General features: G+C 60.4%; 5 protein-coding genes. 2 read left to right on the plus strand and 3 right to left on the minus strand.

Annotation, left to right across the window (positions count from 1 at the left end; genetic code table 11):
* The 3 genes from RhoBH5_RS11645 to ggh form a co-directional block, all read right to left on the minus strand.
* Positions 1 to 3,031 (minus strand): isopeptide-forming domain-containing fimbrial protein (locus tag RhoBH5_RS11645; RefSeq protein WP_270008301.1); only part of this gene is annotated, 3,031 nt, incomplete at its 3' end.
* A 979-nt stretch (positions 3,032 to 4,010) separates the two neighbouring features.
* The gene (locus RhoBH5_RS11650; RefSeq protein WP_370334015.1) at positions 4,011 to 4,706 is read right to left on the minus strand and encodes a glycoside hydrolase family 25 protein; all 696 of its coding nucleotides are present in this window, start codon (positions 4,704 to 4,706) and stop codon (positions 4,011 to 4,013) included.
* 107 nt (positions 4,707 to 4,813) lie between these two features.
* On the minus strand, positions 4,814 to 6,151 hold the full coding sequence (gene ggh, locus RhoBH5_RS11655; protein WP_019746148.1) for a glucosylglycerate hydrolase: 1,338 nt from the start codon (positions 6,149 to 6,151) through the stop codon (positions 4,814 to 4,816).
* A 110-nt stretch (positions 6,152 to 6,261) separates the two neighbouring features.
* Here ggh and RhoBH5_RS11660 point away from each other — a divergent pair, with 110 nt between their 5' ends.
* A complete protein-coding gene (locus RhoBH5_RS11660; protein WP_007735269.1) occupies positions 6,262 to 6,960 on the plus strand; it encodes a haloacid dehalogenase type II in 699 nt (232 codons plus the stop codon).
* A gap of 72 nt (positions 6,961 to 7,032) precedes the next feature.
* Complete coding sequence (locus RhoBH5_RS11665) at positions 7,033 to 7,944, plus strand: cation transporter (protein ID WP_064113954.1); 912 nt, start codon at positions 7,033 to 7,035, stop codon at positions 7,942 to 7,944.
* Positions 7,945 to 8,166 lie beyond the last annotated feature (222 nt).

Here is an 8,166-nt window from a genome sequence, read left to right on the forward strand (position 1 = left end):
CGACCTCACCCGCACCGTTACCGGTGTTCGAGAACGAAAGCGTGTACTTGATGTCCTGACCGGCAACAACATTCGAACCCGACACCGGATCAGAAGACTTCACCACAGCAATCTTCGGAGACAGAACCGGATGCTCCGTCGTCACCGGCGGAGGAGTGATCTCCGGACCCGTCGGCGGCTTCGCAGTACCGGTGACCTTGTTGTTGATCAACGTGCCACCGGCAACACCGGCATTGATCTTCACCTGGTAGGTCAGAACAACCGACTTACCAGCTTCCAATCCACCGGTCCAGGTGAGCGTCGTACCCGACAGGGTCGGAGCAGCACCGTCGACACCGTCAACAGTCGCCTTCAGCGAACCGTCCACCAACGTCGCGTTGTCGAGAACCTTCGATAAATCATCAGTCAACACAACAGGATTGAGCGTCGTCTTACCGGTGTTCGTACCTGTCACCGTATACGTGATCGTCTGACCAGCATTGACGCCGGTACCCGATGCCGGATCCGCAGTCTTCGCGACAGTGAAACCGGGAACCGAGTGATTCGTCTCCACCGGAGGAGGAGTGATATCCGGACCGGTCGGCGGCTTCGCAGTACCCGTGACCTTGTTGTTCAAGACCGTACCCGCAGCGACACCGTCGTTGACCTTCACCTCGTAGGTCAGGACAACCGACTTGCCGGCTTCGAGAACGCCAGTCCACGAGAGCGTCGTACCCGACAAAGTCGGAACAGCCACGGAAGCTCCGTCAATGGTCGCCTTCAGCGAACCAGGAACGACAGCAGCATTATTGAGGACCGCACCCAGATCGTCATTGATCTGTACCGGATCAAGCTTCGTCTTGCCGGTGTTGGTGCCGGTGACGGTGTACTTGATCGACTCGCCGGCCTGAACCGTCGAACCGGAGATCGGATCGGCAGTCTTCGCCAGCGTAAAACCTGGAACCGAGTGATTCGTTTCCACCGGAGGAGGAGTGATGTCCGGACCGGTCGGCGGCTTCGCAGTACCCGTGACCTTGTTGTTCAGAACCGTTCCCGCGGCAACGCCGGCATTGACCTTCACCTGGTATGTCAGAACAACAGACTTACCGGCCGGGAGATTCGCGGACCACGACAAAGTGCTGCCCGAAAGAGTCGGAGCAGCAACAGGAGCACCGTCGATGGTCGCCTTCAGCGAGCCCGGAACGACAGCAGCATTGTTGAGAACCGCACTCAGATCATCGGTGATCGTCGCGGGAGTCAGGGCCGTCCTGCCGGTGTTGGCACCGGTGACGGTGTACGTAATGGTGTCGCCGGCCTGAACCGTCGAACCGGAAACCGGATCAGCCGTCTTGGTCAGCGTGAAACCAGGCATGGGATGCGTCGTGCAGAGATTGGTTGCAGGATCACATGTTGTGGGGGGAGTTGTAGTCCCCGGAACCAGATAGTTGTTCAGAACTTTGTTGCCGCCGTCTTTGACAGTGACGGTGTATGTGACTGTCCCCTTGCCGCCGGCCGGCAACGTGCCGCCGACCTTGATCTTGTCGGCGCCGTTCAATGCGGCGGTGAGTCCGCCGGTTGCAGCACCGACCGCAACCGTTCCGTCATCAATGACGTCGGCGAGGTAGTCCGTGTAGTCGATCGTTGCCGGCGCAGTGCCCGGATTCTCGAAATTCAGAGTGTAGGTGATTGATTGGCCGATATTGACAGTCTCACCGGTAGGTGGTGACGACGACTTCTTCACGAGAACCGGGGTGTTCTTGACCTTGCAATACACGTTGTCACCCGGTGTAAGTGCTGCCTGCGCAACGTCACCGACCCTGAGGGCCTGGGTCACGCCGTTTACCTGGCAATCCCACGATGTCGCATAGTTCGCGGTCTTGGTCGCCGAGGTAGTTGGCTTCTCCCAGAACGTGACAGGGGTGGGCGTGGTATCTGCGAGGAGTGTCCGCCAGCCAGTCGATGCCGTCGTATCAGTCGCACCGGTCGTGGTGCTCTTGATCTCGGTTGCTGCAGCGGCGCCTGCATCAGCGTGGTGTCCGGTGCTCATGCCGATAGTGAAATCGTCACCGGGGGTGACGCGCGTGAGGTCCTTGTCGATCTTGACCTTCGACAGCAGCACACCGAACGCCAGGCCCTGACGCGAGGTCGCCTGAACGGTATTTCCGAAAGTGGCTGCGAAACTTGTCGGAGCAGTCGATGCAACGACTAGCGTTCCGGGCGTGCGCCCCTGGCCATTGACGTTGTTCCACGAATCGCATCGGACGGTATTGGCTGGCATACCCGTCAGCCCACCGTCACAGGCCCGAATTCCGGGGTAGGCAGGATCACTGTCGTCACCGACGGTACGTGCGATCTGCCGTAGAGGCTTGTCCGAATTGAAAGTGAGGAATTCACGGTCGTTCGTAGTATTGATATTCGCGTCTGTCGACTCAGCGTCGGCTGCTACGAGCCCGTAGTTGTTGACGGCGCCATTCGGCCCCGTCATCACGATGTTCTTCAGCGAGACTGTTCCACCGGACTGACCAGCGGTGGCTGAGGTTTGGTAGATCGCCGGCTTGATCGTCGTCGGCACACCCGTGTACGCGGAAGTTCCCAACGCTGCATAGTGCAACGTGGGAAATGCCTTCGTTTCGATCCCCTGGTGATTCTTTCCTGCAACCGAGTCAGTGAGGAAAGCCTTGAAGTTGATCTTGTAACCGTCGGTGAGCTGGATTTCCATCGACTGCCCTGCCGCAGAAGCAGCCGTTGCCGCATCGAGCGTCGACATATCGATCCAGCAGATGTTCTGCGAGAACGGACCGGTGCCGGGGGCGCTGAATGCGCAGCCTTTTGCAGGCTGTTCATCCGGAAGAACAGCGGCGCGAGCCGGCGCCTGAGCCTGAACGGGGCCGCCGAGCGTCGCGGCCGGCTGCGCTGACGCAACCACTGCCGTCGCGCCGGAGATACCGAGAATCATCGCGATGGCGGTCCATACCACCGTCCACGCTCGCACCCAGGGCGGGAGCCCTGCGGTGAATATGGCCGACCTTGTCGGCGGTATGTCGTTAGGCATTTCTTACTCCCCAGGATGTGCCTGATCGATGTTCGATGGACGGAGATGCGAGAGCGCTGGCGCGAACTCCCGGTTGATCGGTTGGTTCGGGTCGATGCGCCTGTTTTCGGCTGATCGACCTCACACCGGACGCTGTTGCCGGTCCTGTCATTCGAGCTCCTCTTCGGAAACACCTGCGTGTTGGAAGAGCCGCCCTGAACAGGACCTTGGCCCTCGAAATCCGCGCAAATCGAGAGCAACCTTCCAGTTATCAGGAACAAGATAACAGATAACCGGGAGCTTGCCCATCGCAAGTCGGACAAAGCAGACCGATCGACGTTTTTGTTCGTAGATCGGACAAGCTTCGAGGAGCAGCGTTGTCCGAGCGGACAATTCAGCCCTCGGAGTGCGGCACCGCGGCGAACGCGATGACATTCAACGTTTCCGCTGACCAGATCGGGTGACGACCAACCTCGAGGAAGATATGGAATCTGGACAAATGCCCAATATGGATAAGGCCTGTTGGATGCGCCACAGACCCTCGAACGACGTTCGGAAACCCCGTCCTGCATGGAGTCCGATCACGCGTGCGAGCCCGTCGGAATTGATCGAATTGATCCAGACCACACTCAGCGACGGCTGCCGGTAACGAAGCATCCCGAGGCTCCGATAATTGGATTGCGAGGCACCAACTTCGCCCGAAACCGGGCGGCCGCCTTCGATTCAAACCCAACTTCAAGTCCGTTTTGTAGCTTTTCAGGCAGAGCAGTTCTGCTCATTTTCTGCCATAGCTATTTTCTGATCCTGCTCAGCTAGTCGAAAGTTCAGCGATCGTGGCTACCGCCCGGCAGAATTCTCGTAACTGACGAGCAACAACCGGACTAACCAGCCAAGCGTCACAAGAGTGCCAAAAAGGGCCCTTCCGCGTGCCTCGAGGCAAATGCATCGAGGGCGAAAGGGCCCGAACCGGGCACCACGGAGCCAAGGGCCCCGCCGCAAACTAGCTGCTGCCGAACCCCACACTGTTGGCGTAGCGATCGAAATCGCCCTGGGCTCCGCTGTAGACGTTGATATCAGTATTTCCGGTGATTCCGGGGATTCGTCCGGTGCTGGTGTACTGCCAGAAAGTCCAGTTGGACCAACCGCCGGGTAGCGGCCCCGGTGCGTTCTGCCCGTTGTAATCGGCGATCCACAGCGGGTAGTGGTTGAACTCGGTGGTGTTGGCCATCTGAGTACGCCAGAAGTTGGGATACGTGTAAATGATGGGCTGCCGCCCGGTAAGTGCCTGGACTGTATTCAAGTAGCGATGAGTCCAGTCGATGACCTGCCCGGCGGGCAGTCCCTTCGCGTCCTCGAGATCCAGAACGGGCGGGAGGTCACCAGGTCCGTTGATACCCAGGACGATCGCCGAATAGAAGGCGGCCTGGGCTTCGGGGGACTGGCGAACGTCTGCGTAGTGGTAGGCCCCGCGCGAGACGCCGGCAGCACGCATGACCAGGCAATCCTGGATGAAGTACGGATTGACGTAGTTGAGCGACTCGGTGGCCTTGACCATCGCGAACTCGTGCCCTGACGCCTTGACCTGGAACCAGTCGATTCCGGTTCCGTCCACGTGTTGCCACGAAGAGACGTCCGGGCCGCGGGGAGCGTCGGCAGCTGCGAGGCCAGGTGCCGTGATCGCGATGGCAGCTGCCATCGCGATCGGGGTGAGCTTGCCCAATGTCCTGACGATCCGTCGCTCGACCATTTCCCGAGACTAAGGTCGACTAGTCCGTTTTGTCCCCTAATTCAGGGAATGTTCACTCAACCGAGCCAATCGAGAACAGCCGCAGCGGTCCACGACTGTTGCATACTGCCCAGCGGCTCACCGGTGAAAGGCTCGTAGTATTCGGCAAAACTGCCATCGCTGGCCTGCCGCAACCCCTCCGAACGCAACACGTGCGATCTCTCGGCCCACCCCCGACGCGCGAACGCCCACGAGAACAACCACGTGATCACCGGCCACACCGGGCCACGCCAATACTCCCGCGGGCGGAAATCGCCGGAAACCGGAGACGTCGACGGTGGGACAGCAAACCGCATGTCCGGGTGACCACAGAATTTGGGCCCCTCGAAAGTGCGCAACAGAGCGCGCTCGGCATCGCGGCTCAGACCGCCGCACAGCAACGGCGCAAACATCGCGATGGTCTCGGTATGAACCCATCGCCCGGTGCGAAGATCGAAATCCTTTGCTGCACCTGATCGTTCATCGGTGGTGGCAATCACGCCCTGCCGGAATCGATCTGCCCACCCGCGTAGATCACGGACGTCGGAGTTCGGCCGGGAATGCTCCTCGCCGATCGTCGCCAGGACGTCGCACGCCATCGAGAAGACCGCGCTGACAAACACGTCCTCGACGGCAAAACTCATGGCTGTGGCAAGCTGCGAGTCCTCGTACCGCACGGCCTTCATCTCTTCGAGAAGCCAAAGGTAGCGGTCGTATTCGTGATCCGTGGGCCGCTGAGACAGGTCCGTCACCACAGCGAGATCAGCACGCTGATACGCAGGAACTTGTCCCGCAACAACATTCGCGTACGCCAGATCCCACCGCGGAGAGTTGTCCATCCCAGATTCCCACCCGTGATAGAGCGCGATACGGCCGTTGCCGTCGAGATCGCGGGCCTCCGCCAACCACCGGTGCCACCGAACCAGATCGCTCCAGCGCCGGTCGAGGAACTCTTCCGCGACCGCACGCGTCGTACGTCCGTGCCGACGCGAATGATCGAGAATCCGCTGCACCGCGATCGCGTGAACGGGGGGTTGGGTGATTCCCGATGTAGCGGTACCCAAAGGAGCATGCGCTGCCAACGCATTGACATCCCACCGCGTCGGGCCGGGGAAGTAGCCGTCGACACCGTTCGCGAACACGATGTGCGGAATCATTCCGTTCTTCCACTGAGCCGAGAGCAAGGTATCGAGCTCTACTACCGCCCGTTCGACGCTGAGCGGCGCCAGACCTACCGCCACGAACGCGGCGTCCCAGCTCCACATGTGGGGATACAGCTTCGGGGCAGCGCTGGTCATCGTGCCCAGGTCGTTTCCGCGCAGCAAGTAGGCAGCTCGGGCGGCGAGCTGAGTCGGGGTAAATCCGCGGTCGGCCATAGATGTCTATTTTGCGACGCGTCGAGCCTTTGCGCTCACCGAGCACGAATCCGGCGCTGCAGCCGCAATAATGAAGGAAGTCCGTCAGGTGATCTCGGAGTGGAGGCCTAGTGCGCGAGAAGATCAAAGCACTGCTGTTCGACGTCCAGGGCACAGCGACCGATTTTCACAGCACACTGTGCCGAGAGGCCCGTCGAATCACCGACGCCGACGTGGACTGGCCAAGATTCGTCAATCTCTGGCGCGCTGAGTACTTCGCGAACACCTCCGAGGCCGACGATTCCACAGGCGAATGGGTGACAGTACATTCGGTGTACCGCGAGGCTCTGCGCAAGCTGTTGGCCCGCGAGAGCATCGAACTTTCCGATGCCGAACAGGAAGAACTCACCACCGCCTGGAAATTCCTGGACCCGTGGCCCGACACTGTCGCCGGCCTGACAACCCTGCGCCAGCAGTACACAATCGCTGCCTTGTCCAACGCCGACGTGAATGCCGCAGTCAGCATCTCCCGGCACGGAAATCTGCCATGGCATGCCGTCTTCACTGCCGAAATGGCCGGCGTCTTCAAACCAGATCCGAAGATCTACCACCTGGCCGCTCGATATCTCGGGTACGACCCGGCCGAGATCATGATGGTTGCCAGTCACAAATATGACATCCGGGCGGCCAAAGCTCTCGGATTCCGCACAGCCTTCATAGCTCGACCACTCGAATTCGGAGCCAGGGGCAATCCCGATGTGTCCTTCTCCGACGAGTTCGACATCAACGCCGAGGACTTTCTCGATCTGGCAGCGCAATTGGTCCACTGATCCCGTGCCTGCGCGTCGTTGCTGGTATTCCTACGTGAAGGAATATCGAAACGGACAGGCGGTTTGGAATTCATGGGCACCAAGGAAGACAGCGCTACCCGCGAACGCAAGGCCCTGCGGTACTCGCTCGTGGTCGCAACGGCGTTGGCTGTGCTCGCCGCATTCTGGGGCTGGATCTCGCAGTCCCAGGTGATCCTGCTCGACGGTGTGTACGCCCTCATCGGAATGGTGTTGACGGCGCTCTCACTGCGGGTCTCGCGGATAGCCGACTCGGGCCCCACCGCACGCTTCCCGTTCGGTAAGGAGGCATTGATCCCGGTCGTCATCGCTGTCCAGGGCATGGCACTACTGGCGACGCTCGCCTACGCTGCAGTCGAGGCAGTTCGTGTCATCCTCGCGGGCGGAGCCGACGTCACCGCGGGGTCTCTGGTGGCATACGGCGCTGTCAGCGCGGTGGTGTCGATCATCATCTGGCGCTACGTCCGACAAGTCGACCGCACATCTGATCTGCTCGTCGCCGAAGCCAGGCAATGGGGAGCGTCGGCTGCCTTCAGCGCGCTGGTCGCAGTCGGTGCTGTCGTCGCAATGATCCTGGGCCGCACCGATTTCTCCGACGCCGACCGATATGTCGACTCCGTCTTGGTCCTCCTCGGCTGCGCGATGCTGGTCCCGCAACCGTACGCACTTCTGCGAACCGCACTGATCGAACTCCTCGAAGGTGCTCCCGGCGAAAACGTTCAGGCCCGCGTGCACGATGCCATCGCCGTCGTCCGCGACGAATTCGGCTTGGACGAACCGACTCTCACCATGAGCAAGGTGGGTCGCAAGCTGTATGTCGAAGCGACGTTCATGGTCGCGCCACACAGCTGGGACATCGACGGTGAAGACGCAGTACGACGCTCGTTCGCCACCAGCCTCGCCGATCTCCCCTACGAACCGTGGCTGAACATCGAACTGACTACAGATCCGGCGCTGATGCTCTAGCGACGGAATCTGCTCTCGAACAACAGAATCACGACGGCCGGGCCCACCTCACCTTCTCGAAAAAGCCCTTGACTCGAAAGTATGTTCGAGTATGATGGAAGGTGGAACGGGGGGTTCTCATGACGATCAACATCACCGACGATGCCGTCACCGACGTGGTCAACAACTCCGCTGTGGGTGTGCGCGGACGATTGTGGCGGCTTCACCCCAGCGACGTCCGCG

Source organism: Rhodococcus sp. BH5, from assembly GCF_027583855.1.
GTDB classification, from domain to species: Bacteria; Actinomycetota; Actinomycetes; order Mycobacteriales; family Mycobacteriaceae; genus Rhodococcus_F; species Rhodococcus_F qingshengii.